Source organism: Streptomyces sp. A0592, from assembly GCF_004795115.1.
Taxonomy (GTDB): domain Bacteria; phylum Actinomycetota; class Actinomycetes; order Streptomycetales; family Streptomycetaceae; genus Streptomyces; species Streptomyces erythrochromogenes.
The window spans coordinates 260,672-286,038 of the sequence record NZ_SSBM01000005.1 but is presented as its reverse complement, the minus strand read 5'-3'; the positions used below and the strand labels follow the sequence as shown (position 1 = coordinate 286,038).

Sequence of the window (25,367 nt, the reverse complement as noted above, 5' to 3'; positions counted from 1 at the left end):
GCAAAGAAAATGTGGGCCGTTCGTAGGGACTCGACAAAGAATCACCCGGGGCCGCTGACCGGGGAGACAGAGACCTTGGATACATGACGGGGTTACTGTGCAGTCGGGGATCCCCCTGACCTGGGGCGCCACAAGGGTTCTCCGGCGGAGCGGGCCTCGCATCACACTCTGTGTGGGCAAGGTCACCACCGGGGAAGGGTCGAAAGGCCGTGTGGGCTGTCCCTAAACTCAGCTTGTTTCAAGGAGGGAGCCATCGTGCGCAAGGTGCTCATCGCCAACCGTGGCGAAATCGCTGTCCGCGTTGCTCGGGCCTGCCGGGACGCCGGGATCGCGAGCGTAGCCGTCTACGCCGATCCGGACCGGGACGCTCTGCACGTCCGCGCGGCCGACGAAGCTTTCGCGTTGGGCGGTGACACCCCGGCCGCCAGCTACCTGGACATCTCCAAGGTCCTCCAGGCCGCCGCCGACTCGGGTGCGGACGCCATCCACCCCGGATACGGCTTCCTGTCCGAGAACGCCGACTTCGCCCAGGCCGTGCTCGACGCCGGCCTGACCTGGATCGGCCCGCCGCCGCAGGCCATCCGCGACCTCGGCGACAAGGTGGCCGCCCGCCACATCGCCCAGCGCGCCGGTGCGCCGCTGGTCGCCGGCACGCCGGACCCGGTCTCCGGGGCCGACGAGGTCGTCGCCTTCGCCAAGGAGCACGGCCTGCCGATCGCCATCAAGGCGGCCTTCGGCGGTGGCGGCCGCGGCCTGAAGGTCGCCCGCACCCTCGAAGAGGTGCCGGAGCTCTACGATTCCGCCGTCCGCGAGGCCGTCGCCGCCTTCGGCCGCGGCGAGTGCTTCGTCGAGCGCTACCTCGACAAGCCGCGCCACGTCGAGACCCAGTGCCTGGCCGACTCGCACGGCAACGTCGTCGTCGTCTCGACCCGCGACTGCTCCCTCCAGCGCCGCCACCAGAAGCTGGTGGAGGAGGCTCCCGCACCGTTCCTGACCGAGGCTCAGAACGCGGAGCTGTACGCCGCGTCCAAGGCCATCCTGAAGGAGGCCGGCTACGTCGGCGCCGGCACCGTGGAGTTCCTGGTCTCCGCCGACGGCCTGATCTCCTTCCTGGAGGTCAACACCCGCCTCCAGGTCGAGCACCCGGTCACCGAAGAGGTCGCCGGCATCGACCTGGTCCGCGAGATGTTCCGCATCGCCGACGGCGAGGAGCTCGGCTACGGCGACCCGGTCCTGCGCGGTCACTCCATCGAGTTCCGCATCAACGGCGAGGACCCGGGCCGCGGCTTCCTTCCGGCGCCCGGCACGGTGACGAAGTTCGTCGCGCCGACGGGCCCGGGCGTCCGCCTCGACGCGGGCGTCGAGTCCGGCTCCGTCATCGGCCCGGCCTGGGACTCCCTGCTGGCCAAGCTGATCGTCACCGGCGCCACCCGCGAGCAGGCGCTGCAGCGTGCCGCGCGCGCGCTCGCCGAGTTCGAGATCGAGGGCATGGCCACGGCCATCCCCTTCCACCGCGCGGTCGTCGCCGACCCGGCGTTCGCCCCCACCGACGGCAGCCCCTTCACCGTCTTCACCCGCTGGATCGAGACCGAGTTCGTCAACGAGATCCCGGCGTTCACGGCTCCGGCCGCGGAGGAGACCGAGGACGAGCCGGGCCGCGAGACGGTCGTCGTCGAGGTCGGCGGCAAGCGCCTGGAGGTCTCGCTGCCGTCCTCCCTCGGCATGACCCTGGCCCGCACGGCCGCCGCGGGCGGCGCGAAGCCGAAGCGCCGCGCGGCCAAGAAGTCCGGCCCGGCAGCCTCCGGCGACACGCTCGCCTCCCCGATGCAGGGCACGATCGTCAAGGTCGCGGTCGAGGAGGGCCAGCAGGTCACCGAGGGCGAGCTGATCGTCGTACTGGAGGCGATGAAGATGGAGCAGCCGCTCAACGCGCACCGCTCCGGCACCATCGTCGGCCTCACCGCCGAGGTCGGCGCCTCGGTCACCTCGGGCGCCACGATCTGCGAGATCAAGGACTGACGTCCACGGCATCCGCGTCACGAGAGCGGCCCGTGCACCCCTTCCGGGGTGCACGGGCCGCTCTCGTGTCCGGACTCCGCCCTGCCGGGCCAGGACCCTTCCTTCGCGCCGCCCTTCCGTGCGCCGTGGTGGGCGGCGGTGGCGGTGTCAGCGGCGCCGCATGTCCGCCACCCGGGCACGCTCCCGCTCCCGTTCGCCCGGGTCCCCCAGGGGCAGCGCACTGCGCAGCTGGGCCGTGGGGCCGCCGCGGCGCTGGACCGGGAGGGGGGAGTCGCGGCGGGGTCGGCGGGCGCCCATGCCGTCCACGCCGCCGGAGGCGACGGGGCCGCCGGCCACGGTGATCTGGACGCCTTGGTCCGCCAGGGCCTGGAGCTCGGTGGCCGCGCGGTCGTCGTGCGGCGGGGGCTCGTCCGTGACCAGGCGGGTCATCACGTCCGTCGGCACCGTCTGGAACATGGTGTCCGTGCCGAGCTTCGTGTGGTCCGCGAGGACGACCACCTCCGCCGCGGCCTGGACGAGGGCGCGGTCCACGCTCGCCGACAGCATGTTGGACGTGGACAGGCCCCGCTCCGCCGTCAGACCGCTGCCCGAGAGGAAGGCGCGGGAGACCCGGAGCCCCTGGAGGGACTGTTCGGCTCCGCTGCCGACGAGGGCGTAGTTGGACCCGCGCAGGGTGCCACCGGTCATGACGACTTCGACCCGGTTGGCGTGGGCGAGCGCCTGGGCGACCAGGAGGGAGTTGGTGACGACGGTCAGGCCGGGCACGCGGGCGAGCCGGCGGGCCAGCTCCTGCGTCGTGGTGCCCGCGCCGACGACGACGGCCTCACCCTCTTCGACGAGGCCGGCCGCGACATCGGCGATGGCGGTCTTCTCCGCCGTCGCGAGATGGGACTTTTGCGGAAAGCCGGACTCCCGCGTGAAACCGCCCGGCAAGACCGCACCGCCGTGTCGGCGGTCGAGGAGTCCTTCGGCCTCCAGTGCCCGCACGTCCCGCCGTACGGTCACTTCGGAGGTCTGGACGACGCGGGCGAGCTCCCGGAGCGAAACCGCTCCGTTGGCCCGCACCATTTCGAGGATCAATTGGCGACGTTCTGCAGCGAACACGAAACTGACAGTAACCCCAACGACCGTCTGCTTTCAGCTCTTTGCGCCGGAATACCGAAGTTGTCCATATGGCAGGGCGACTAGTGGTATACGCGGCCCGAGGTCTGGGTGAACGTACGGCCACGCGGCGGCGCACCGCCCCAACGCCCTTGGGGCGCGGGGCGGTTGGGGTCGCTCACGCCTCCCCGGCGGCCTTCCGCGTGTGCAGCTGGCGCGCCACCTCGGCGATCGACCCCGACAGCGAGGGGTACACGGTGAACGCGTTTGCGATCTGCTCGACCGTCAGATTGTTGTCGACGGCGATCGAGATCGGGTGGATGAGCTCACTCGCGCGCGGGGAGACGACCACGCCGCCGACCACGATGCCGGTGCCCGGGCGGCAGAACATCTTCACGAAGCCGTCCCGGATGCCCTGCATCTTGGCGCGCGGGTTGCGCAGCAGGGGGAGCTTCACGACACGGGCGTCGATCTTGCCGGCGTCCACGTCCGCCTGGGTGTAGCCGACGGTGGCGATCTCCGGGTCGGTGAAGACGTTCGAGGACACCGTCTTCAGGTTCAGCGGGGCCACCGCGTCGCCGAGGAAGTGGTACATCGCGATGCGCCCCTGCATGGCGGCGACGGAGGCGAGTGCGAAGACGCCCGTGACGTCACCGGCGGCGTACACGCCCGGCGCGGAGGTGCGCGACACCTTGTCGGTCCAGATGTGCCCGGAGTCCTTGAGCCGGACCCCGGACTCCTCCAGGTTCATGTTCGCGGTGTTCGGAATCGCGCCGACCGCCATCAGGCAGTGCGTACCGGTCAGCACCCGGCCGTCGGAGAGGGTGACCTCGACCCGGTCGCCGACCCGCTTGGCGGACTCGGCGCGCGAGCGCCCGACGACGTTCATGCCGCGGCGCCGGAAGACGTCCTCCAGGACGGCCGCCGCGTCGGGGTCCTCGCCCGGCAGCACGCGGTCGCGGGAGGACACCAGGGTGACCCGGGAGCCGAGCGCCTGGTACGCGCCGGCGAACTCGGCTCCGGTCACACCGGAGCCGACCACGATGAGCTCCTCGGGGAGCTCGTCCAGGTCGTAGACCTGGGTCCAGTTCAGGATGCGCTCGCCGTCGGGCTGGGCGTCCGGGATCTCGCGCGGGGTGCCGCCGGTGGCGATGAGGACGGCGTCCGCCGTCAGGATCGTCTCGGTGCCGTCCGCGGCGGTGACGATGACGTCCCGGGTGCCGTCGATGCCCTGCGGGCCGCCCAGCTTGCCGCGGCCGCGCATGACCTTGGCGCCGGCGCGGGTGACGGAGGCGGTGATGTCGTGCGACTGGGCGAGCGCGAGGCGCTTCACGCGCCGGTTCACCTTGCCGAGGTCCACGCCCACCACGCGCGCGGCCTGCTCGATGTGCGGGGTGTCGTCCGCGACGATGATCCCCAGCTCCTCGTAGGAGGAGTCGAAGGTGGTCATCACCTCGGCGGTCGCGATCAGAGTCTTGGAGGGTACGCAGTCGGTCAGGACCGAGGCCCCGCCCAGACCGTCGCAGTCCACGACGGTCACCTCCGCGCCGAGCTGGGCCCCTACGAGGGCCGCCTCATACCCGCCGGGTCCGCCGCCGATGATCACGATCCGGGTCACGAAAAGTCCGCCTCACGTCTACCCGGCCGGCTGCCGCCCCGGCCGGTGTTCCGGGGGTTCTCCCCGGGGGATGCATTCCGTGCTCCATTGTCCCGCACGCTTCAAGGTGCTTCGCGCCCGGTACCGCCGCAGGGCTTCGTCGGGGGCTCCGTCCGGGGGTACGCCCGGCCGGGCACGCCCGCACGGCCACCCCTCCCGTACCCTCGACCTCATGTCGCTCTACGCCGCGTACGCCGGCAACCTCGACCCGCGGCTGATGACGCGCCGCGCTCCCCATTCGCCGCTGCGCGGCACGGGCTGGATCAACGACTGGCGGCTGACCTTCGGCGGCGAGCAGATGGGCTGGGAGGGCTCCCTCGCCACGATCGTCGAGGCGCCCCGTCACCAGGTCTTCGTCGCCCTCTATGACATCGCCCCGCTCGACGAGGACTCCATGGACCGCTGGGAGGGCGTCGGGCTCGACATCTACCGGCGCATGCGGATCCGGGTGCACACGCTGGACGGCGAGGACGCCGCCTGGTGCTACGTGCTCAACGGCTACGAGGGCGGTCTGCCCTCCGCGCGCTACCTGGGCGAGATCGCCGACGCGGCCGAGTCCGCGGGCGCCCCGCACGACTACGTGATGGAGCTGCGCAAGCGCCCCTGCTGACGGCGCGGCGGGACCGCCCGGGGCGGCCCACCCGACCGGTCACCCCAGGTCGTCGCAGGTCACGGTGGGTGGCGACGGACATTTGGTCGGAAACGACAAGACAACGATCCGAGCATGGTGAGCTGTGCCATCTACGCGCGTAGGCAATGAGCGGCTACGCTCGTCTGCGTGAACGCATCTGTTACCGATCCCACCGCCGCCGCCGACGCCGCAGCCGCCCGCCTGCGGGAGCTCACCGGCGCCGAGACCCACGATGTCGCCCTCGTCATGGGCTCCGGCTGGGCCCCCGCCGCCGAGGCCCTGGGCGCCCCCGAGGCCGAGTTCCTCGTCACCGAGCTGCCCGGGTTCCCCCCGGCCGCCGTCGAAGGACACGGCGGCAAGGTCCGCTCGTACAAGATCGGCGACAAGCGCGCGCTGGTCTTCCTGGGCCGCACCCACTACTACGAGGGCCGCGGCGTCGCCGCCGTCGCCCACGGTGTCCGCACCGCCGTCGCCGCCGGCTGCAAGACCGTCGTGCTGACCAACGGCTGCGGCGGTCTGCGCGAGGGCATGCAGCCCGGCCAGCCGGTCCTGATCAGCGACCACATCAACATGACGGCCACCTCGCCGATCATCGGCGCGAACTTCGTGGACCTCACGAACCTGTACTCGCCCGAGCTGCGCGCGCTGTGCAAGGAGATCGACCCCTCCCTGGAGGAGGGCGTCTACGTCCAGTTCCCCGGCCCGCACTACGAGACCCCGGCCGAGATCAACATGATCCGCGTCATGGGCGCCGACCTGGTCGGCATGTCCACGGTGCTGGAGGCCATCGCCGCCCGTGAGGCCGGCGCCGAGGTGCTCGGCATCTCCCTGGTCACCAACCTGGCGGCGGGCATCTCCGGCGAGCCGCTGAACCACGAAGAGGTCCTCCAGGCCGGCCGCGACTCGGCCGCGCGCATGGGCAAGCTGCTGACCCAGGTCCTCGCCCGCATCTGAGGCCCCGGGACCGTACGAGAGGTAAGGCGGAAGTAGTGCAGGAACAGGACGACCTGATCACCCGGGCCCAGGCCTGGCTGGCGGAGGACCCCGACCCGGAGACCGCGGCCGAGCTCGCCGCGCTCATCGGGGCGGGCGACACGGCGGAGCTGACCGACCGTTTCTCCGGCACCCTCCAGTTCGGCACCGCCGGACTGCGCGGTGAGATCGGCGCGGGCCCGATGCGGATGAACCGCAGCGTGGTCATCCGGGCCGCGGCGGGCCTCGCGGCCTACCTGAAGGCGCAGGGCCACGCCGGCGGCCTCGTCGTCGTCGGCTACGACGCCCGCTACAAGTCGGCGGACTTCGCCCGCGACACCGCGGCCGTCATGACCGGCGCCGGGCTGCGCGCGGCCGTCCTGCCCCGCCCGCTGCCCACGCCCGTCCTCGCGTACGCCATAAGGCACCTGGGCGCCGTCGCCGGCGTCGAGGTGACCGCGAGCCACAACCCGCCCCGGGACAACGGCTACAAGGTCTACCTCGGCGACGGCTCGCAGATCGTCTCCCCGGCCGACGCGGAGATCGCGGCGGAGATCGCCCGCGTCGACACGCTCGCCTCGGTCCCCCGCCCGGAATCCGGCTGGGAGGACCTCGGCGACGAGGTCCTGGAGGCCTACCTGGCCCGTACGGACGCCGTTCTGACCCCCGGGGGCCCGCGCGGCGTGCGGACCGTCTACACGGCCATGCACGGCGTCGGCAAGGACGTCGTGATGGCGGCCTTCGCCCGGCACGGCTTCCCGGAGCCGGTCCTGGTCGCCGAGCAGGCCGAACCGGACCCGGCCTTCCCGACGGTGGCGTTCCCCAACCCGGAGGAGCCGGGCGCGATGGACCTGGCCTTCGCCAGGGCCGCCGAGGTCCAGCCGGACATCGTGATCGCGAACGACCCCGACGCCGACCGTTGCGCGGTGGCCGTCCCCACCGCGGGCGGCTGGCGGATGCTGCGCGGCGACGAGGTCGGCGCGCTGCTCGCGGCGCACCTGGTCCACAAGGGTGCGACCGGCGTCTTCGCCGAGTCCATCGTCTCGTCCAGCCTGCTGGGCCGGATCGCGGAAGCGGCCGGCGTCGGCTACGAGGAGACCCTGACGGGCTTCAAGTGGATCGCCCGCGTCGAGGGCCTGCGCTACGGCTACGAGGAGGCGCTCGGCTACTGCGTGGACCCCGAGGGCGTCCGCGACAAGGACGGCGTGACCGCCGCCCTGCTGGTGGCCGAACTGGCCTCGGAGCTCAAGGAGCAGGGCCGCACCCTGACCGACCTGCTGGACGACCTGGCGATGGCCCACGGGCTGCACGCCACCGACCAGCTCTCGGTCCGCGTCTCGGACCTGTCGGTGATCGCCTCGGCGATGGCCGCGCTGCGCGCCGAGCCCCCGGTCTCGCTGGCGGGGCTGCGGGTGGTCTCGGCGGAGGACCTGGCCAAGGGCACGGAGTCGCTGCCGCCCACGGACGGCCTGCGCTACTACCTGGACGGCGCGTACAAGGCCCGGGTCATCTGCCGCCCGTCGGGCACGGAGCCCAAGCTGAAGTGCTACCTGGAGGTCGTCGTCCCGGTGGCCGAGGCCTCCGACCTGGCGTCGGCCCGCGCGACCGGCCAGGAAGTCCTGGACGCGGTCAAGAAGGACCTCGCGGCGGCGATGGGCCTGTAGGCCCTTCGGCAAGAACCGGCCTGCCTCGCCCCGTCCGGCGAGCCCGGCCCCGACGGCCCCCTTGAGTCCCGGCTCAGGGGGCCGTCGACATTTGCGCGGATCCTTCGCCCCGCGGGCGGGGCGCCGGTCAGCGGGACGCGGACGCGGACGGCGTCGGGCGGACGATCTCGCCCAGGGTCGGGACCGACTCCGGGCGGGAGCGGACCGCTTCCGTGCACTCCCACGCCCGCGGCGGATCGGCGTCCGGTCCGCCCAGGACCACCGGGCCCGGGCCGGCCGACACGGTGTCGCTGCCCGACAGCGTGCACACGATCTGCGACAGCGCCACCGGCGGCAGGTCCTCCGGCTTGCGGCTGAGCCGCACCGTGCCCGCCGGGTCGCCCGGCTTCGGTGCGCCCGCCGTCAGCCCGGCCGGCACCCCGGTCGAGAAGCCGGCGTCCCGTTCCTCCGCGCTCGGCGTCCGCTCCAGCGCCTCCAGCAGTGCCTGCGCGGCCTGCGTGACGGGATCCCGTACGGTGCCCTTCTCCGCCATCGGGACGACCCGCTCCACGCCGACCAGCTGCGACCCGCAGACCAGTTCCACCGTGGCCTGGAAGCCCGGTGCCCCGCTCTGCCCGCCCGGCTGCGCCGGGGTGTCGCACGAGACGCGCGACGGCGCCGCGCCCACGTCCACGGGCACGGTCGTCGCCCGGATCCCGCAGCCCGCGGTCGCGAGCAGCGCGATCCCGACGAGCGGGACCAGTACGGCCGGCACCGCCGGCAGGACCCTACGCATCCAGGTCACCAGTGATCGCCTTTCCCACGTCCACCGGCAGCCGCAGGGTGAACAGCGCCCCGCCGCCCGGCACGTTGGCCGCGGTGATGTCGCCGCCGTGGATGTGCGCGTTCTCCACGGCGATCGACAGTCCGAGCCCGCTGCCGTCCGACTTCGGCCGCGACGCGCTCGCCTTGTAGAAGCGGTCGAAGACGTGCGGCAGGACCTCTTCGGGGATGCCCGGCCCGTTGTCCTGGACCGCGATCACCAGCCAGTCCCCCTCCACGGTCACCGACACCCGCACCGGCGAGCCACCGTGCTTGAGCGCGTTGCCGATCAGGTTGGCCAGGATGACGTCGAGGCGGCGCGGGTCGAGGCGGACCACGATGCCGCGCTCGGCGTCGAGTTCGACCGCGTCGAGCCAGGCCCGGGCGTCGATGCAGGCCGTGACCTGGTCGGCGACGTTCACGTCGTCCAGCACCAGCTTCGCCGTACCCGCGTCGAAGCGGGTGACCTCCATCAGGTTCTCCACCAGGATGTTGAGGCGCCGCGTCTCGCTGACGACCAGCGCCACGGCCGGTGCGATCATCGGGTCGAGGTCCTCGACCTCCTCCTCCAGCACCTCGGCCACCGCGGTCAGCGCGGTGAGGGGCGTGCGCAGTTCGTGCGACATGTCCGCGACGAAGCGCCGGCTCGACTCCTCCCGCGCGCTCATGTCGGCGACCTTCTTCTCCAGTGCCTCGGCCGTCTTGTTGAAGGTGCGCGACAGGTCGGCGAGTTCGTCGGTGCCCGACACGTCGAGGCGGTGGTCCAGTTCGCCCTCGCCGAGCCGCCGCGCCGCGTCCCCCAGCCGCTGTACGGGCTTGAGCACGGTGCGGGCCGCGGCCTGCGCGAGCAGCGCGGAGCCGAGCAGGGCGAGGATGGTCGCGATGGTCAGCGACCAGGCGAGCGCGTTGAGGTCGTCCCGCTCCTGGGCGAGGGACTTGTACATGTAGCCGGTCGGTCCGCCGCCCACGATCCGCGTGCCGCCGACCAGGTACGGGTTGCCGCGCGGCTTCGTGCGCTGCCAGTACACGTGGTACTCGGCGTCGTTGGCCGCGGTCGTCTTCTGGCGGTCGTTCACCGCGTTCTGCAGGGACTTCGGGACGTCGGTCAGCCGGAAGTTGTCGGGCCCGGCCGCGCCGTACATCTGGCGGTTGTCCTTGCCCTCCTGCACGAGCAGCACGCTGTAGCCGGGGCTGCTGCCCGCCATCAGCTCGGCGGTGCGCTGCAGCTCCTCGGGCGTCGGATCGGCGGGCAGTGCGGCGGCACGGTTCTGCATCTCCTGGCGGAAGTCGCCGAGGGCCGCCTCCTGCACGCGGGTGAGCACGGCCTCGCGGTTGAGCCAGTAGGCGATCCCGGACGCGGACACGGCGGCCGTCAGGGCGACCAGTGCGAAGACGACGAGGAGCCGCAGCCGCAGGCTGGTCCAGCGCCGGCCCGCGAGCAACGACCGGATCACTGCGGGGAGTCCAGGCGGTAGCCGACGCCCCGGACCGTACGGATCAGGGTGGGCGAGGAGGGCACGTCCTCGACCTTGGCGCGCAGCCGCTGGACGCAGGCGTCGACGAGCCGCGAGTCGCCGAGGTAGTCGTGCTCCCACACGAGGCGCAGCAGCTGCTGGCGGGAGAGCGCCTGGCCGGGCCGGCGGCTCAGTTCGAGGAGGAGTCGCAGCTCGGTCGGCGTGAGCTGGAGGTCCTCGCCGTTCTTCGTCACGGTCATGGCGGCGCGGTCGATGACGAGGGAGCCGAAGCTCGCCGAGTCGCTCGACTCGCGTTCGCCGCGGCGCAGTACGGCCCGGATGCGGGCGTCGAGGACCCGCCCCTGGACGGGCTTGACCACGTAGTCGTCGGCTCCGGACTCCAGGCCGACGACCACGTCGATGTCGTCGCTGCGCGCGGTGAGCAGGATGATCGGCAGCTGGTCGGTGCGGCGGATCCGCCGGCACACCTCGAAGCCGTCGATCCCGGGCAGCATCACGTCCAGCACGATCAGATCCGGCCGCTGCTCTCGCAGTAGCTTCAGGCCGTCCTCGCCCGTCGCCGCGGTGGCCACACGGTGGCCCTGGCGTGACAGGGAGAGTTCGAGGGCCGTGCGGATGGCGTCGTCGTCCTCGATCAGCAACAGGAAAGGCACGGGCTCATTCTGTCTCATGGGCAGTCGGGAGTTCGACCGTCAGGGGGACGAGATCCTGCGTGGGTCCGCCGGGGTCCTGCCGGCGGTCGCTGTGACAGTGCTGTGACAGTCGACGGACACCCCGGTTAAGTCGGCCGGGCAATCTTCTACTCAACGCACAGCGATCCGAAGCAGAGACACTCCACGACGGGGGGCGCGAGATGAACACGCTGCACAGCACCAGCACCAGCGCGGTTGTCACGCGGCTGCACGATGTGAACCGCCGGGCGGGTGTCCGTTCGGTGGCGGTCGCCCGGCCCCGGCCGGCCCACGTCGTAGCCATTGACGCACACCAGTACCAGGCGGTTCCCGACCGGCAGCAGGCCCCGTCCTCGACGTCCGAGGCGGAGTTCACCGCCTACGTCCAGGAGCGGCGCGCCGCGCTGTACGCGACGGCCTTCCACCTCACCGGTGACCGTTACGAGGCCGAGGACCTGCTGCAGAGCGCGCTGTTCTCCACGTACCGCGCCTGGGACCGGATCAGCGACAAGGCTGCGGTCGGCGGCTACCTGCGCCGCACCATGACGAACCTGCACATCAGCGCGTGGCGTCGGCGCAAGCTGAACGAGTACCCGACGGAGGAGCTGCCGGAGACGGCCTCCGACACGGACGCGATGCGCGGTACGGAGCTGCGCGCGGTGCTGTGGCAGGCGCTGACCCGGATCCCGGAGCCGCAGCGCACGATGCTGGTGCTGCGCTACTACGAGGGCCGGACGGACCCGGAGATCGCGGAGATCCTCGGGATCAGCGTCGGCACGGTGAAGTCGAGCATCTGGCGCTCGCTGCGGCGCCTGCGGGAGGACGAGTCGCTGAGCTTCGGCCGCGACGAGGCGGAGTCCTTCGAGGAGCTGGTCGCGTAACGCGGCGCGGCGCACACAGACCATCGGGCCAGGGGGACCGTCCTACGGGGGTGGGGCGGGGGCCGCGGGGGGAAGAGGCGGGATCGAGCGGCCGGGGGTCCGCCCGATCCCGCCTTTTCGCGTGCGCGGGCTCCAGCGGTTCGCCGGGGCCGTGCCCGGCGCTCCGCGTCGGCTATGCCGGGGTGGTCGTGCGGTGGCGGCCCGCCGCGGCCGCGGCCAGGCGGCCGAGGGCCTCGTCGCCGGCGCAGGCGTGCGCGCCCAGTGCGACGTGGCGGGCCACGATGCCCCGTTCGGCGCGCATCAGCCGCAGGCCCCTGCGCAGCAGGAACGGCACGGACTTGCGGCCCTCGCGCAGATCGCGGGCGAGCCGGCGGCGGAAGGTGGTCGAGGGCCGGCCGCGCAGGCAGATGGCGTCCGCGAGGAGGCCGAGTTCCTGGCAGCGGGCGGCGACGTCCGCGGCGAAGATGCCCTCCGCGATGAACAGCGGGGTGCGGGCGATGTCGAGGGTGTCCCAGCCGGTGCGGGAGCTGGTGGCGATGTCGTAGACCGGCACGTCCGTCCGTCCCGAGGCGCACAGCTCGGCTATCGCGGCGACGGCGGTGTCGGCGTCCCAGGAGAGGGGGGAGTCCCAGTCGATGTCGGAGCTGCCCTCCACCAGCGGAAGGGTGGGGTCGTCGGCTTCCTTGTAGAAGTCGTCGAGGCGCAGCACGGGCAGCCCGGAGCGGGCGGCCAGCGAGGATTTTCCGGAGCCCGACGGACCGGTCAACAGGACGACTCGCGTCGGCGAAGGAGAGGAAGAGCTCACGGGACACCAGTCTGAACCATTCCCCCGGGTAGGGGATCCTCCCGGTGACCGGTTGGTGTCCAGGAACACACCTCCACTACGCTGCGTGCGCACGCGACTACGACACAGGCGGGATCCTCATGGCACGTCACGCAGCCCCTTCGGCACCGAACCGGCTCCGCAGCGCGGGCCTGACCCTCTCGATGGCCGGCGCCGCGCTGGCGATGGCCGCGGGCGGTGCGCAGGCCGGTGAGCTGGACGTCCCGGCGGCCGTGGCCGGGGTCACGGACCCGATCGCGAACCTGAAGGTGAACCCGCTGGCGCACACCGGTGTGGATCCGCTGGACAACGGTGTCGCCACCAAGGTCGCGGACTTCCCGGCCGTGGGCACGACCGCGGTGACGGGCATCCTCACCCAGGGCCCGTCGGTGGGCGAACTGCCCACGGCGGCGGTCTCGTCCCTCCTGGGCCCTCTCGCGCCCCGCTGAGGCCCCGCCGCGCCACGGGCGAGTGAGCCGAAGGCGGCGCGTCGGCGAAGGCGGGCGAGCGCCCGGAGGAACCGCGAGGCACGAGCGGTTTCGAGGACGTACGCCCGCCTGCAGCCGACAACAGCGCCGCCGGAGGCGAACCGAGCCCCGGAAAGCGAGTGGCCCCGGCAGCGCGGGGGACGCTGCCGGGGCCGGTCTCGTAGGGGGCCGGTCCTAGTAGGACGAGCCGCCCGCGCCCAGGGACCCGGTGGGGTGCCAGACGGTCTTGGTCTCCAGGAACGCCGTCATGCGGGAGGTGCCCGGGTCGGCGCTCCAGTCGTCCACAGGCTGTGGACGCAGGACGCGCTTGAGGTTGTCGGCCGCCGCGATCTCCAGCTCCTTGGCGAGGGCCGCATCGGCGCCGGCCAGGTCGATCGCGTTGACGTCCTGATGGGACGCCAGGTGCGGGCCCATCTCGCCGGCCTTGCCGGACAGGATGTTGACCACGCCGCCGGGCAGGTCGGAGGTGGCGAGCACCTCGCCCAGCGACAGCGCGGGCAGCGGGGACTTCTCGGAGGCGATCACGACGACGGTGTTGCCCGTCGCGATGACCGGGGCGATCACGGAGACCAGGCCCAGGAACGAGGAGTCCTGCGGGGCGACGACGGTGACGACACCGGTCGGCTCCGGGGTGGAGAGGTTGAAGAACGGGCCCGCGACCGGGTTGGCCCCGCCCACGATCTGGCCGATCTTGTCGGTCCAGCCCGCGTACCAGACCCAGCGGTCGATGGCCGCGTCGACGACGGCGGCGGCCTTCGACTTGGACAGGCCCTCGGCCTCGCCGACCTCGCGGACGAACTGCTCGCGCCGGCCCTCCAGCATCTCGGCGATGCGGTAGAGGATCTGGCCGCGGTTGTAGGCGGTGGCGCCCGCCCAGCCGCCGAAGGCCTTGCGTGCGGCGACGACGGCGTCACGCGCGTCCTTGCGGGAGGACAGGGGGGCGTTGGCCAGCCACTTGCCCTTGCCACCCGACGATGTTTGCGCGCTCACCTCGTACACCCGGCCGCTCTCGGAGCGGGGGAACTTGCCCCCGACGTACAGCTTGTAGGTCTTGAAGACGTTCAGACGCACAGAGGACTCAGACATCGAGGTAGGCCTCCAGACCGTGGCGGCCGCCTTCGCGGCCGAAGCCCGACTCCTTGTAGCCGCCGAAGGGCGAGGTCGGGTCGAACTTGTTGAACGTGTTGGCCCACACCACGCCGGCGCGGAGGTGGTTCGCGACCGCGAGGATGCGCGAGCCCTTCTCCGTCCAGATACCGGCGGACAGGCCGTACTGGCTGTTGTTGGCCTTGGCGACGGCCTCGTCGGGCGTGCGGAAGGTCAGCACGGACAGCACCGGGCCGAAGATCTCGTCGCGGGCGACGGTGTGCGCCTGGGTGACGTTGCTGAAGAGCGTCGGGGCGAACCAGTAGCCGGCGGACGGCAGCTCGCACGCCGGGGACCAGCGCTCGGCGCCCTCGGCCTCGCCGGTGTCCGCGAGCGCGGTGATCCGGGCGAGCTGCTCGGCGGAGTTGATCGCGCCGATGTCGGTGTTCTTGTCGAGCGGGTCGCCCAGGCGCAGCGTGGAGAGGCGGCGCTTGAGGCTGTCGAGCAGCTCGTCGTGGATCGACTCCTGGACCAGGAGGCGGGAGCCCGCGCAGCAGACCTGGCCCTGGTTGAAGAAGATGCCGTTGACGATGCCCTCGACGGCCTGGTCGATGGGGGCGTCGTCGAAGACGATGTTGGCGCCCTTGCCGCCCAGCTCCAGGGTGACCTTCTTGTCGGTGCCGGCGATCGAGCGGGCGATGGCCTTGCCGACCGCGGTCGAGCCGGTGAAGGCGACCTTGTTGACGTCCGGGTGCTCGACGAGGGCCGCGCCCGCGTCGCCGTACCCGGTGAGGATGTTGACGACACCCTTGGGCAGGCCCGCCTGGCGGCAGATGTCGGCGAAGAAGAGCGCGGAGAGCGGGGTGGTCTCGGCGGGCTTCAGGACGACCGTGTTGCCGGTGGCGAGCGCCGGGGCGATCTTCCACGCGAGCATCAGGAGCGGGAAGTTCCACGGGATGACCTGGCCGGCCACGCCGAGCGGGCGCGGGTTCGCGCCGTAGCCCGCGTGGTCGAGCTTGTCGGCCCAGCCCGCGTAGTAGAAGAAGTGCGCGGCGACCAGCGGGAGGTCCGCGTCGCGGGTCTCCTTGATCGGCTTGCCGTTGTCCAGGGTCTCCAGGACGGCGAGTTCGCGGCTGCGCTCCTGGATGATCCGGGCGATGCGGAAGAGGTACTTGGCGCGCTCGGAGCCCGGCAGCGCGGACCACTTCTCGAAGGCCTTGCGGGCGGCCTTGACGGCGCGGTCCACGTCGGCGGCGCCGGCCTGGGCAACCTCGGCCAGCACCTCCTCGCTGCTGGGCGAGACGGTCTTGAAGACCTTGCCGTCGGCGGCGTCGGTGAACTCGCCGTCGATGAAGAGCCCGTAGGAGGGGGCGATGTCGACGACCGAGCGGGACTCGGGAGCCGGTGCGTACTCGAAGAGGGATGCCATGGTGATCAGTCCACCGTCACGTAGTCGGGACCGGAGTAACGGCCGGTGCTCAGCTTCTGGCGCTGCATCAGCAGGTCGTTGAGCAGGCTGGAGGCGCCGAAGCGGAACCAGGTGTTGCTCAGCCAGTCCTCGCCCGCGGTCTCGTTGACCAGGACCAGGAACTTGATCGCGTCCTTGGTGGTGCGGATGCCGCCGGCCGGCTTCACGCCGATCTGGATTCCAGTCTGCGCCTTGAAGTCGCGGACGGCTTCGAGCATGAGCAGGGTGTTCGCGGGGGTGGCGTTGACGCCCACCTTGCCGGTCGACGTCTTGATGAAGTCGGCGCCCGCGAGCATGCCGATCCAGGAGGCGCGGCGGATGTTGTCGTAGGTCGACAGCTCGCCGGTCTCGAAGATGACCTTCAGGCGGGCCGCGCTGCCGTCGGGGCGGACGCAGGCCTCCTTGATGGCCTTGATCAGCTCGTACGTCTCCAGGTAGCGGCCGGCGAGGAAGGCGCCACGGTCGATGACCATGTCGATCTCGTCGGCGCCGGCGGCGACGGCGTCACGGGTGTCCGCGAGCTTGACCGGCAGCGCGGCGCGGCCCGCCGGGAAGGCGGTGGCGACGGAGGCGACCTTGACGTCGGCTCCGCCCAGCGCCGCCTTGGCGGTCGCCACCATGTCGGGGTAGACGCAGACGGCGGCCGTCATCGGGGTCGTGCGGTCGGTCGGATCGGGATTGACGGCCTTGGCGGAGAGCGCCCGGACCTTGCCCGGGGTGTCCGCGCCTTCCAGCGTCGTCAGGTCGATCATCGAGATGGCCAGGTCGATGGCGTACGCCTTGGCCGTCGTCTTGATCGAACGGGTGCCGAGGGAGGCCGCGCGGGCCTCCAGGCCGACAGCGTCGACGCCGGGCAGCCCGTGCAGGAAGCGGCGCAGCGCACTGTCGGACGTCGTCACGTCAGCGAATGCGGTGAGGGTGGTGGGCATGGTCACCAGATGAGCATATCTACGCGCGTAGCGACCTGTCACCCCCCTCCACCGGTTCTGACCGATCCGCTATGGAATCGACACCTCCGGCCGACACCCTTTGGCCCGTTACGCGACCATGACAGGAGGCGGATCGTCCGCCCGCACAAGATCCATAGATTTCTCTTCAGCAGCCCGCCACACCTGACCCGGTGAACCAGACCGAACAGACACAACGCGGCATGCGGCTCTCCTCCGCTCTCCTCATCCACGCTTCAAGGAGTCGTTATGCGTACCGCTCTGCGCACCTCCGTCGTCACTGTCGCCCTCGCCGGCGCGACGCTCGTCCCGGCCGCCGGCGCAGCGTTCGCGGCGCCCGCCACGACTCCGCGGCCCGCCTCGGCCCCGGCCCCGGACAACAGCCGCTACGAGGGCGAGCCCGTCTACATCGGGGAGGGCCTGGTCGCGGTGCTGCGCAACAAGGCGGAGGGCCCCGAGGCGTGGATCCGCGAGGTCGGCCCCCAGTGGAAGCCGGGCGACACCTACATGGTCCACGTCGTGACGAAGCTGGACCGGACCCTGCCCCACGACAGGGCCAAGGGCCTCGACCTGGAACTCACCAAGGCCGCGGGCGCCCGTCCCGTGCTTGTCGTCACCGCCGCGGACGGCAGCGCCACGTCCCACCCGCTGCCTGCGGGCGAGACCGGCACGGACTGCCGGGTCGGTCCGGTGGGGCAGGAGATGGGCGCGGGCATGAAGGCCGAGCTGTACCTCTCCGAGCTGGGCCCGAAGGTGCTGCTCTTCGAGGCCGGCGACGGTGGCCGCGGCTTCGCCCGGCTGGACCGCACCCACCCCTCGCTGCCGGAGTCCGCCGGCATCATCGCCCGGATCGTGCACCCGAGCAGTGCCGAGCCCGTCTTCGAGTGGAAGACGCAGGGCGGCAACGACACGGTCGGCCGGGTCGCGTTCCCCGCCTTCCCCAAGGGGTGCAGGCCCAGCTACGCGTTCACCGAGGACAAGCCGGTGACGAAGCGCACCACCCCCTCCTCCGCCTCCACCCCCGCTCCGGTGAAGCCGCAGACCGCGGGCCAGACGGCGGTGGTCCCGAAGGGCCCGGTCGCCGCGGGCGCCGAGCTCCCGGTCGCGACCGCCGCGGACACCGCCGGGACCGCCGCGGACACCGTCGGGACCGCCGCGGGCCGCGTCGACACCGCCACCATGACGGCCGGCGCCGCCCTGGTCGCCGCCTTCGGCGCCCTGGGCGCCAGCGTGGTCCTGCGCCGCCGCCGCGCCACCCGCGGCTGACGCCCCCGTCCCCGACCTCCTGCCCTCCTCCGGCGGGCCACCCGATCCGGTGGCCCGCCGCACGCCGTTCCCGGAGCACTCATGGCCCACCGTGTCCGCCCGCTGCTCGCCGCCGCCCTGCTGGCCGCCGCCCTGACCGGCTGCGGCGCGGCCACCGCCGGCCCGCCCGCACCCGGGGCGGCCGCCCCCTCCGCCGCCCCGGCCACCGTCACCCCCGGCACCGCGCCCGCGGACACCGCCCCGGCCGCCGCCCCGCTGCCCGCCTCCGAGCCCGTACGCGTGAGGATCCCCGCGGCCGGGGTGGACACCTCCCCGGTGCTCAAGCTGGGGCTGGCCGCCGACGGCACCGTCGAGGTGCCCTCCGTGGCCGACGGGGACAGGATCGGCTGGTACACGAAGGGCGTCACGCCCGGCGAGACCGGTCCCGCCGTCCTGATCGGCCACTTCGACACCGCCCGCGGCCCGGCCGTGCTGAGGGACGTCTCGCGCGTGCGCACCGGCGAGGAGATCACGGTCTCGCGGGCGGACGGGACCACCGCCGTCTTCCGCGTCCGCGAGCTGGAGCAGGTGGGCAAGGACCGGTTCCCGACCGCCAAGGTGTACGGCGACACCACCCGCCCGGAGCTGCGCGTCATCACCTGCGGCGGCGAGATCACGGACGGCCGCCGGCCCGACAACATCATCCTGTACGCCGATCTCGTGGGCCGAGATGGCGTGGGGCAGAATCGACCCCATGAGCAGCCAGCAGCCGACCGATGAGCCGGTCTATGACGACCGGGTCTACCGCTCCTCCATGGGCGTCGTCTCGGGGGTGCTGCTGCTCGCGCTGACGGCATGGCTCTGCGGGGACGCCGTGCTGCGCGGCTCGGGGAACACCCCGTGGATCGCGCTGGCGGCGGCGCTGTGCGCGGTCCCGCTGATCGTGGCGTTCACGATCCGCCCGGCCGTCTTCGCCAACGACGACCGGATGCGCGTACGGAACCCCTTCCGGATCATCGAGCTGCCCTGGGCCGCGGTCGACGTCGTGCGCTCCGGCTACTCGGCGGAGGTGCTGGCCGAGGGGTCGAAGTACCAGCTGTGGTCCGTGCCCGTCTCGCTGCGCGAGCGGAAGAAGGCCAACCGCCAGCGCCTGCGCCACGAGGGCCTGCGCGACCGGGAGGACCGGTCCGCGGGCGGGAAGGGCCGGGCTCCGGCCGAGCCGATGCGGGCCAGTGCCGACCGGATCGTCGACGAGCTCCAGCGGCTGGCCGAGCGCGGGGCCGAGCGACCCGGCGCCCAGGGCAACGTGCGCGTGCACTGGTCGTACGAGATCATCGCGCCCGCCGTGGCCGGCGCACTGCTGTTGATCGTCCTGGTCGCCACCCGCTGACCCGACCTGACCGAGGCGGTGGCCGACGGCCGGCACGGACCGTGCCCGCCACCACACCCCCGAGGCGGAACCATGGCTACCAGGTGGTGCGTCCTCGCAGGTGTGCAGCGTATTGAGGCCGACGGCGCTCCCGCCGGCGCCACCGCGATCCCCCTCCGTCTCCGACTCCTGGCCGGGGTCCTTCTCGCCGCCCATCTCCTGGTCGTCGGCTGGCTGACCCTGCGCCCCCTCGACGTCCCCTGGGCCGCTGCCGGCAATCTGACCCCGCTGGAGGGGATCAGGGCCGACCTCGCCCTCGGGCCGCTGGAGGCCGCCCGGCGGATCGGGGAGGGAATCGCGCTGCTGGCCCCGCTCGGGGTGCTGGTGCCGCTCGTCAGCGGGCGGCTCTGGCTGTCGAGGCTGGCCGAGTGGTCCTCCCTGGTGCGGACCACCGCCGCGGGCGCGCTGGTCTCGCTCAGCATCGAAATGCTCCAGAGCGGGGTCCCGGGCCGGGTCGTCGACGTCGACTCGGTGCTGCTGAACACCCTCGGCGTGCTGCTGGCGCACGCGGCCGTCGTACCGGCGCTGCGGGCACGGCTGCGCCGCTCACATGCCGTTTATCAGGGGGACACCCCGAAGATTTCCAGGGTCGGGCTCGGCCCCTGGACCGACGTTCTGTCAGCGGTCCAGCGGGAGTATTGAGTCATCGCAAGAAAGCGATCCCGACGAAGGAGAACCCCCATGAGCGCCCTGGTCCGCCCCCGTGACGGCCGTTGGATCGGCGGAGTCTGCGCCGGACTCGCACGGCGTTTCGGAATTTCCGCGAACGCGATGCGCGCCATATTCGCCGTCTCGTGCCTGCTGCCCGGCCCGCAGTTCCTGGTCTACATCGCGCTGTGGGTGCTGCTGCCGAACGAGAAGTCCACGTCGACCGCCTGGTAGCGGGGCCGCTCAGCCGGCCTTCCGGACCTTCTCCAGCTGCTTGTCGGTCACTTCCTGCGGCACCAGGACCTTCTGCGGGCCGCCCGCCACGTTGAGTGCCATCAGCCGCACGACGGTGTCGCCCTCGCGTACGACGACCAGGTGGACCTGCGCCGAGACGCCCTGGCCGGCCGCGGTCGTGGTCCAGCTGACGCTCTCGTCGCCGCTCGTGCGGTAGTCGGCGGTGCGGACCTCGCGGTAGCTGCCGGTCTGCTTGTCGACCGTGGCGGAGAAGCCGGTGCCGCAGGCGGCAACGGCGGTCTTGAGCCGGGCGATCAGCGCCTTCGCGTCGCTCTCGGCGTAGGAGCTGACGGAGGCGGAGACCGCGAGGCCCATCTGCTTCTGGGATCCGATGCCCCGGTTGACGGTCTCGCGGGCGGCGGGGTCCGGCTTGTCGCCCATGATGTCGGCGAGCGGCTGGCAGGCCTTCTTGTCGGCCTGCGGCTGACCGTCCGGGGCGCCCGGGTTCTTGCCCTGGGCGGAGATCTGATAGCCGGGCAGGTCGCCCTGGGTGAGCGCGGACCGGTCCAGCTTGGTGCCGCCGGTCTTCGGCGGGGCCGAGCCGGCCGGGTCCGGGGGCTCCGCGGGGGCGCCGGGCGCGCCGCCGGCGCTGCCCTCGGACCCCTTGGGGTCGGGGGACCTTCCCGTCGCGGGGGCGTCCGTACTGCTGCACCCCACCGCGGCGAACAGCAGGGCGGGGACCAGTGCGACCAGCGTCGCTCGTGCCTTCATGCGCATGACCGAGAACCTCATACCCAGTGCGTCGGCGGGCAGTTGGTGGTGATCGTGGCACACCGCGCGGCGGCACACACACCTTGTCGAAGGGGCGTGCGACCGCCGCGCGTGCGTTCGTCCGTCTCGCTTCGGCGTCAGCCGTTGAGGGCGCCGGTGACCGGGCCCAGCAGGCCGGTGACCGCGGCGGTGGGGTCGCTCGGCTGTCCCTCTTCGGCCTTCATCTGCTGCTGGCTGGTGACGCCCTCGAGCGCGCCGGTGGCGGTGCCGAGCGCGTCGGTGATGCCGATGGCGGGAACGGCGGCGGAGGCGGTACCGGCGGCGACGGCGGCGAGGGCGGCACCGACGGCGGCGGCACCGAGGAACTTGGCAGCTGACTGCTTCATGAAAGGTATTCCTTGCGACGGGGAATTGAGCGGCTCCGCAAACTAGTCACTTCAAACCCCCGCCCGCAAACATCCGATCATACGAGAAAGCGCCCGGAAATTGCCTCTCCCGGGCGCTTTCAGTACGTCATGCCGTGGCCTAGGCCGAGACAGAACCGCTGGTCGAGGCGGTCTGACGGAACAGCCACTCCGACTTCAGCTCCGCATAGCCGGGCTTGATGACCTCGTTGATCATGGCCAGTCGTTCATCGAAAGGAATGAACGCGGACTTCATCGCATTGACGGTGAACCACTGCATGTCGTCCAGCGTGTAGCCGAAGGTGTCCACGAGGTGCTCGAACTCGCGGCTCATGCTGGTGCCGCTCATCAGGCGGTTGTCGGTGTTGACCGTGAGCCTGAAGTGCAGCTTCCGCAGCAGGCCGATCGGGTGCTCGGCGTACGAGGCGGCCGCGGCCGTCTGCAGGTTCGAGGTCGGACACATCTCCAGGGGGATGCGCTTGTCCCGGACGTAGCTGGCCAGGCGGCCCAGCGTGACCGAGCCGTCCTCGGCGACCTCGATGTCGTCGATGATCTTCACGCCGTGCCCGAGGCGGTCCGCGCCGCACCACTGCAGGGCCTGCCAGATCGACGGCAGGCCGAAGGCCTCGCCCGCGTGGATCGTGAAGTGGTTGTTCTCGCGCTTGAGGTACTCGAAGGCGTCGAGGTGACGGGTGGGAGGGAACCCGGCCTCGGCGCCGGCGATGTCGAAGCCGACCACGCCGTTGTCGCGGTAGCGGTTGGCCAGCTCCGCGATCTCCAGCGCGCGGGCCGCGTGACGCATCGCGGTCAGCAGCGCGCCGACGCGGATGCGGTGGCCGTTGGCCTTGGCGCGGCGCTCACCCTCGCGGAAGCCGTCGTTCACTGCCTCGACGACCTCTTCGAGGGTCAGGCCGGCTTCCAGGTGCTGCTCGGGGGCGTAGCGGATCTCGGCGTACACGACGCCGTCCTCGGCCAGGTCCTCGGCGCACTCGGCGGCGACGCGGAAGAGGGCCGCCTTCGTCTGCATGACCGCGCAGGTGTGCGCGAAGGTCTCCAGGTAGCGCGGCAGGGAGCCGGAGTCGGCGGCCTCGCGGAACCAGATGCCGAGCTTGTCGGCGTCGGTCTCGGGGAGGTTCTCGTAGCCGACCTCGCGGGCCAGCTCGATGATGGTCCCGGGACGCAGTCCACCGTCGAGGTGATCGTGCAGGAGCACCTTCGGGGAACGACGGATCTGATCCGGGGTCGGCAGGTTGGGGGTCTCGCTCGTCATCTGCGCACTCTACTCCTACGCGCGTAGAGCGTCGTGTCCCCTGCGGGCGTCGATATGTAACAGAGACCGCGCGGACGGATGGCGTACACCCGAAGGTCTGAGACTGTTCCGCCATGGCACAGCATGCGCCGCCGGCGCGCGGGGCCCGCCTGGGGCGGGCGGCCGGCGCGAGAACCGGCTCGGGTCCGACGGAAAGCCCGGTCAACGGGGTGGTGCTCCTGCTTCCCGGGGCGTCCAGATTCTCCCCCGGTCCCCTGCGTCCGCTCGCGCGGGCGCTGGCCCGGGCGGGCGGTACGGACGGGCTGGTCGCGCACGCCGTCATCCACGGCGGGGAGTCCGCGCGGGAGGAGCAGGCGCGGTGGGCGGCGGACGAGGTGGTGCGGCGGTACGGGGACGTTCCGGTGTGCCTGGCCGGCTACGACGCGGGCGCCCTGGCCGCGCTGCGGGCGGCGGGGCACGGGGCCGTCAACTCGGTTCTGGCACTTGCCCCCTGCCTGGCGGAGGGGGTGCCCGCCGACTCCCCTGAACCGGTGAAACAGCTGTCGGGGCGGCAGGTGTTGATCGTGCACGGCACCAACGACGCGCGCAGCGATCCGGAGATCTCCTTCCGGCTGGCGGAGCGGGCCAAGAAGGCGAACCGCTCGACGTGCCGGTTCGAGGTGCACTCCGACGGGCACGGGCTGCGCGAGCACCAGGCGGAAGTGGTGGCGCTGGGCGTGGACTTCGTCCTGGGCGCGGTCTTCTCGGGGCGGTACTCGCGCCCCGTCACGGACGCCCTGGCCGCGCCGCCGCCGCTGGGCCTGAGGATGCCGCTGGCCTCCGGTTTCGGGAGGTCGCTGCGGGGATGAGGGGGGGCCGGCCGGGGCGCGGACGGCGAAGCGGGTTTCCGGGCGTACCGTGAGAAGTGGACTCGGGGTGCTCGCTCCTCTCCCGGAGGCGATCGGCCATGGCCGCAATCGACTGCAGGAACTTCGACCAGCCGGACGAGACCAGGCCGTTCGTCGGCGGCATGGGCAGGCTGGACCTGGTGGACACCGGGGACGGGGCGGTCGGGCGGGCCGTCTTCCTGCCGGGCTGGAAGTGGTCGGAGCACGTCCAGCCGCTGGCCGGGACGGACAGCTGCCGGGCCGACCACACCGGGTACGTCGTGAGCGGCCGTATGAAGGTCGTCATGGACGGCGGGGAGAGCGCCGAGTTCGGTCCCGGCGACTACATGCGGGTGCACCCGAGGCACAACGCCTGGGTGGTGGGCGACGAGCCCTGCGTGACGCTGGACTGGACCGGCTTCTCCGACTACGCGAAGCCCTCCGGCTGACGGCCCCGGCGCAGACCCGCAGACTCGCGGCCCCGGGGCCGCGGCTGCGGCCGGTCATCTCGCGCCGGTCCGTCCGTACCCGCCGTTCCGCCCCCTCTCGGTCGGATGGCACGGATGGACCGGCGCGACCGCGTTCCCCCTTCACGCCGTGTGACCACTGTGCCGCTTCGGCATGTGCCGAATGGGTCTTCTCAGGCGTCGTCTTGCCGCCTTGCGGGAACACGAGGGGTTTACGAACAGGTCCAGACCGGGACGAATACGCACATGCCAGCCGAGGGAACCGGAGCGTCCGGAGTGACGGCCGGGGCAGCCGGGGCAGCCGGTGCGTCCGGGGAGCTGACCCCCGCCGCCCGGCGCCTGTACGCGTACGCCGTCGAGCGGCACGCCTTCGACGCGGACGAGGCCACGCGGTCCCTCGGCGTGCGCGCGGCCGCGGCGATCACCGAGCTGGCCGCCGCGCACCTGCTCCAGCGGGCGCCGGGCGGCGGGCCGGACCGGTGGAGCGCCGTGGCGCCGCGGGCGGCGGCGGCCCGGGCCCTGGCCCCGCTGGCCCTGCTGGTACGGGAGACCCACGACGAGATGGACCGGCTGCGCGGGCGCCTGGAGGCGCTCGTGCCGGCGTACGAGGCGGGGACCGCGCACCGGGACCTGAGCGGGGCCGGACACCTGGAGCTGGTCACGGACCTCGGCGCCGTCCGGGGGCTGATCGCGGAGCTGGCCGCGGGGTGCGAGCAGGAGCTGCTGACCTCGCAGCCGGGCGGCGGCCGGCCGCCGGAGACCCTGGAGGAGTCGATCGGGCGGGACGAGTCGCTGCTGGCGCGCGGGGTCCGGATGCGCACGATCTACCAGCACACGGCCCGCTACTCGCGGCCCACGGCCGCGTACGTGGAGCGGGTGACGGCGCTGGGGGCGCAGGTGCGGACGCTGGGCGACGGGCTGATGCGGATGCTCGTGTTCGACGGGCGGACGGGGCTGATGGCGGTGCCGGAGCGCAGCGGGGCGGCGCTGGTGGTGCGGGAGCCGAGTGTCGTGCACTTCATGACCTCGGCCTTCGAGCGGTCGTGGCTGGGGGCGGAGCCCTTCCCCACGTCGGTGAGCCCGGAGGCGGCGCGGTCGATCTCGGACGAGCTGCGGCAGACGATCGTGCGGCTGCTGGCGGAGGGGCTGGAGGACAAGGTGATCGCGCGCCGCCTCGGCATGTCGGAGCGGACGTGCCAGCGCCACATCGCGGAGATCATGCGGGCGGTGGGCGCCAAGTCCCGCTTCCAGGCCGGCTACTTGCTGTCACCACCCCCCGTCCCGGCCCCGCCGGACCAGTACGGCCCGGGCCCGCCGCACCAGTCGTAATAGGCGCAGCTCCGGGCGGC

26 protein-coding genes are annotated in these 25,367 nt (G+C 72.3%); 14 read left to right on the top strand and 12 right to left on the bottom strand.

What is annotated here, in order from left to right; translation table 11 throughout:
* The first annotated feature begins 255 nt into the window (after nt 1–255).
* On the top strand, nt 256–2,019 hold the full coding sequence (locus E6U81_RS10645; RefSeq protein WP_136229809.1) for a biotin carboxylase N-terminal domain-containing protein: 1,764 nt from the start codon (nt 256–258) through the stop codon (nt 2,017–2,019).
* Between the two features lie 147 nt (nt 2,020–2,166).
* On the opposite strand, the gene E6U81_RS10640 is transcribed toward E6U81_RS10645, so the two are convergent.
* Nucleotides 2,167–3,123, bottom strand: a complete 957-nt coding sequence (locus E6U81_RS10640) for a DeoR/GlpR family DNA-binding transcription regulator (RefSeq protein WP_136229808.1) — start codon at nt 3,121–3,123, stop codon at nt 2,167–2,169.
* 175 nt (nt 3,124–3,298) lie between these two features.
* Nucleotides 3,299–4,738 carry an NAD(P)H-quinone dehydrogenase gene (locus tag E6U81_RS10635; protein WP_136229807.1) on the bottom strand — a complete coding sequence of 480 codons (1,440 nt, stop codon included), beginning with the start codon at nt 4,736–4,738 and terminating at the stop codon, nt 3,299–3,301.
* A 211-nt stretch (nt 4,739–4,949) separates the two neighbouring features.
* On the opposite strand from E6U81_RS10635, the gene E6U81_RS10630 reads away from it, so the two are divergent.
* From E6U81_RS10630 to E6U81_RS10620, 3 genes are all read left to right on the top strand, one after another.
* The gene (locus tag E6U81_RS10630) at nt 4,950–5,387 is read left to right on the top strand and encodes a gamma-glutamylcyclotransferase (protein WP_031149742.1); all 438 of its coding nucleotides are present in this window, start codon (nt 4,950–4,952) and stop codon (nt 5,385–5,387) included.
* Between the two features lie 168 nt (nt 5,388–5,555).
* Complete coding sequence (locus E6U81_RS10625; RefSeq protein ID WP_030661588.1) at nt 5,556–6,362, top strand: purine-nucleoside phosphorylase; 807 nt, start codon at nt 5,556–5,558, stop codon at nt 6,360–6,362.
* A 35-nt stretch (nt 6,363–6,397) separates the two neighbouring features.
* Nucleotides 6,398–8,044 (top strand): phospho-sugar mutase, encoded by a 1,647-nt coding sequence (locus E6U81_RS10620; protein ID WP_136229806.1) that lies wholly within the window; start codon nt 6,398–6,400, stop codon nt 8,042–8,044.
* Between the two features lie 127 nt (nt 8,045–8,171).
* Here the strand turns inward: E6U81_RS10620 and E6U81_RS10615 are convergent, their stop codons facing one another.
* Genes E6U81_RS10615 through afsQ1 form a run of 3 tightly spaced genes read right to left on the bottom strand, consistent with a single transcriptional unit; the run spans nt 8,172 to nt 10,973 of the window.
* On the bottom strand, nt 8,172–8,819 hold the full coding sequence (locus tag E6U81_RS10615; protein ID WP_136229902.1) for a hypothetical protein: 648 nt from the start codon (nt 8,817–8,819) through the stop codon (nt 8,172–8,174).
* Nucleotides 8,812–10,299 carry a HAMP domain-containing sensor histidine kinase gene (locus E6U81_RS10610; RefSeq protein WP_136229805.1) on the bottom strand — a complete coding sequence of 496 codons (1,488 nt, stop codon included), beginning with the start codon at nt 10,297–10,299 and terminating at the stop codon, nt 8,812–8,814. Before E6U81_RS10610 ends, E6U81_RS10615 begins: the two co-directional genes overlap by 8 nt.
* Nucleotides 10,296–10,973, bottom strand: coding sequence for a two-component system response regulator AfsQ1 (gene afsQ1, locus E6U81_RS10605; RefSeq protein ID WP_063754818.1), 678 nt, complete (start codon nt 10,971–10,973; stop codon nt 10,296–10,298). Before afsQ1 ends, E6U81_RS10610 begins: the two co-directional genes overlap by 4 nt.
* Before the next feature lie 200 nt (nt 10,974–11,173).
* On the opposite strand from afsQ1, the gene E6U81_RS10600 reads away from it, so the two are divergent.
* Complete coding sequence (locus E6U81_RS10600; RefSeq protein WP_136229804.1) at nt 11,174–11,872, top strand: SigE family RNA polymerase sigma factor; 699 nt, start codon at nt 11,174–11,176, stop codon at nt 11,870–11,872.
* Between the two features lie 172 nt (nt 11,873–12,044).
* On the opposite strand, the gene E6U81_RS10595 is transcribed toward E6U81_RS10600, so the two are convergent.
* Complete coding sequence (locus E6U81_RS10595) at nt 12,045–12,746, bottom strand: hypothetical protein (RefSeq protein WP_078959232.1); 702 nt, start codon at nt 12,744–12,746, stop codon at nt 12,045–12,047.
* A gap of 50 nt (nt 12,747–12,796) precedes the next feature.
* Between E6U81_RS10595 and E6U81_RS10590 the strand changes: the two genes are divergently transcribed.
* The gene (locus tag E6U81_RS10590; protein ID WP_136229803.1) at nt 12,797–13,144 is read left to right on the top strand and encodes a hypothetical protein; all 348 of its coding nucleotides are present in this window, start codon (nt 12,797–12,799) and stop codon (nt 13,142–13,144) included.
* 213 nt (nt 13,145–13,357) lie between these two features.
* Here the strand turns inward: E6U81_RS10590 and E6U81_RS10585 are convergent, their stop codons facing one another.
* The 3 genes from E6U81_RS10585 to deoC are packed head-to-tail and all read right to left on the bottom strand — an operon-like array spanning nt 13,358 to nt 16,666.
* The gene (locus E6U81_RS10585; protein ID WP_136229802.1) at nt 13,358–14,269 is read right to left on the bottom strand and encodes an aldehyde dehydrogenase family protein; all 912 of its coding nucleotides are present in this window, start codon (nt 14,267–14,269) and stop codon (nt 13,358–13,360) included.
* Nucleotides 14,262–15,698: an aldehyde dehydrogenase family protein gene (locus E6U81_RS10580; RefSeq protein WP_136229801.1), complete on the bottom strand. Its 1,437-nt coding sequence runs from the start codon at nt 15,696–15,698 to the stop codon at nt 14,262–14,264. The genes E6U81_RS10585 and E6U81_RS10580 overlap by 8 nt, the downstream gene beginning before the upstream one ends.
* A 5-nt stretch (nt 15,699–15,703) precedes the next feature.
* Nucleotides 15,704–16,666 (bottom strand): deoxyribose-phosphate aldolase, encoded by a 963-nt coding sequence (deoC, locus tag E6U81_RS10575; RefSeq protein WP_136229901.1) that lies wholly within the window; start codon nt 16,664–16,666, stop codon nt 15,704–15,706.
* Between the two features lie 267 nt (nt 16,667–16,933).
* Here deoC and E6U81_RS10570 point away from each other — a divergent pair, with 267 nt between their 5' ends.
* The 5 genes from E6U81_RS10570 (at nt 16,934) to E6U81_RS10550 (ending at nt 20,240) form a co-directional block, all read left to right on the top strand.
* On the top strand, nt 16,934–17,950 hold the full coding sequence (locus E6U81_RS10570; protein ID WP_136229800.1) for a hypothetical protein: 1,017 nt from the start codon (nt 16,934–16,936) through the stop codon (nt 17,948–17,950).
* Nucleotides 17,951–18,031: 81 nt separating this feature from the next.
* Nucleotides 18,032–18,709 carry a class F sortase gene (locus E6U81_RS10565; RefSeq protein ID WP_136229799.1) on the top strand — a complete coding sequence of 226 codons (678 nt, stop codon included), beginning with the start codon at nt 18,032–18,034 and terminating at the stop codon, nt 18,707–18,709.
* A complete protein-coding gene (locus E6U81_RS10560; protein ID WP_136229798.1) occupies nt 18,684–19,319 on the top strand; it encodes a PH domain-containing protein in 636 nt (211 codons plus the stop codon). Before E6U81_RS10565 ends, E6U81_RS10560 begins: the two co-directional genes overlap by 26 nt.
* Nucleotides 19,320–19,421: 102 nt before the next feature.
* Entirely contained in the window at nt 19,422–20,000 is a 579-nt protein-coding gene (locus tag E6U81_RS10555; RefSeq protein WP_240803750.1) for a VanZ family protein, read from the top strand.
* Nucleotides 20,001–20,039: 39 nt separating this feature from the next.
* Nucleotides 20,040–20,240, top strand: a complete 201-nt coding sequence (locus E6U81_RS10550) for a PspC domain-containing protein (protein WP_136229796.1) — start codon at nt 20,040–20,042, stop codon at nt 20,238–20,240.
* A 9-nt stretch (nt 20,241–20,249) separates the two neighbouring features.
* Here the strand turns inward: E6U81_RS10550 and E6U81_RS10545 are convergent, their stop codons facing one another.
* From E6U81_RS10545 to E6U81_RS10535, 3 genes are all read right to left on the bottom strand, one after another.
* Nucleotides 20,250–21,017: a hypothetical protein gene (locus E6U81_RS10545; RefSeq protein ID WP_240803749.1), complete on the bottom strand. Its 768-nt coding sequence runs from the start codon at nt 21,015–21,017 to the stop codon at nt 20,250–20,252.
* A 131-nt stretch (nt 21,018–21,148) separates the two neighbouring features.
* Nucleotides 21,149–21,397, bottom strand: coding sequence for a hypothetical protein (locus tag E6U81_RS10540; RefSeq protein WP_030964396.1), 249 nt, complete (start codon nt 21,395–21,397; stop codon nt 21,149–21,151).
* 139 nt (nt 21,398–21,536) lie between these two features.
* Complete coding sequence (locus E6U81_RS10535) at nt 21,537–22,685, bottom strand: adenosine deaminase (RefSeq protein ID WP_030663837.1); 1,149 nt, start codon at nt 22,683–22,685, stop codon at nt 21,537–21,539.
* Nucleotides 22,686–22,798: 113 nt separating this feature from the next.
* On the opposite strand from E6U81_RS10535, the gene E6U81_RS10530 reads away from it, so the two are divergent.
* The 3 genes from E6U81_RS10530 to E6U81_RS10520 all read left to right on the top strand — a co-directional run bounded on the left by E6U81_RS10530 (nt 22,799) and on the right by E6U81_RS10520 (nt 25,347).
* Nucleotides 22,799–23,533 carry an alpha/beta hydrolase gene (locus tag E6U81_RS10530; protein ID WP_136229794.1) on the top strand — a complete coding sequence of 245 codons (735 nt, stop codon included), beginning with the start codon at nt 22,799–22,801 and terminating at the stop codon, nt 23,531–23,533.
* A gap of 98 nt (nt 23,534–23,631) precedes the next feature.
* On the top strand, nt 23,632–24,000 hold the full coding sequence (locus tag E6U81_RS10525; protein ID WP_136229793.1) for a cupin domain-containing protein: 369 nt from the start codon (nt 23,632–23,634) through the stop codon (nt 23,998–24,000).
* Nucleotides 24,001–24,264: 264 nt separating this feature from the next.
* Nucleotides 24,265–25,347, top strand: a complete 1,083-nt coding sequence (locus tag E6U81_RS10520; RefSeq protein WP_240803748.1) for a helix-turn-helix transcriptional regulator — start codon at nt 24,265–24,267, stop codon at nt 25,345–25,347.
* The last annotated feature ends 20 nt before the right edge of the window (nt 25,348–25,367 follow it).